Origin of the sequence: Halorubrum tibetense (genome assembly GCF_042661865.1) — an archaeon.
Classification (GTDB): Archaea; Halobacteriota; Halobacteria; order Halobacteriales; family Haloferacaceae; genus Halorubrum; species Halorubrum tibetense.
This window is the reverse complement of record NZ_JBHSWW010000657.1, coordinates 1-594: the sequence shown is the minus strand read 5'-3', so window position 1 is coordinate 594 and position 594 is coordinate 1. Positions and strand designations below refer to the sequence as shown.

Annotated in this window: 1 protein-coding gene; it reads left to right on the top strand. The window is 71.7% G+C overall.

Annotated features, from left to right (window positions below; all coding sequences use genetic code 11):
- Positions 1-594, top strand: a 594-nt coding sequence (locus tag ACFQEU_RS17585; protein WP_379784246.1) for an MFS transporter, incomplete at both ends; no start/stop codon positions are given.

Here is a 594-nt window from a genome sequence, read left to right as displayed (position 1 = left end):
GACCGTCGACCGGCTGCCGCTCGGGCGGCGAGCGACACGGCGCTGGATCGCGCGCCCGACGTGGGGTTCCGTGACGTGCTCGCTCGCGCACGCGAGACGCCCGCGCTGTTCGTCCCCTTCGCGTTCGGCTTCGTCGACCGGCTCACGGCCGGCTTCTTCGCGCTTGTCGGCGTTTACTACTTCCAGGATCCGGAGACGTTCGGGCTCTCGGCGACGGGCGCGGGTGCGACGCTCGCGCTGTTCTTCGTTCCGTTCGCGCTCCTTCAAGCGCCGTTAGGCACGCTCTCCGACCGTATCGGTCGGTTCCGTCCGATCGTGCTCGGCTCGCTGGCGTACGGGGTCGTGACGATCGGGGTCGGCGTCGCGCCGATCTACCCGGTCGCGGCGGGGTTGATGGTCCTCGTCGGCGTCTGTGGGGCGCTCATGGCGCCGGCGACGATGGCGCTCGTCACGGACCTCGTCGAGCCCGAGGCGCGCGGCGCGGCGATGGGGCTGTTCAACGTGTTCGGCTCGCTGGGGTTCCCGACCGGCTTCCTCGTCGGCGGCGGCGCGACCGAGGCGTTCGGCTACACGACCGCGTTCCTCGCGGTCGGC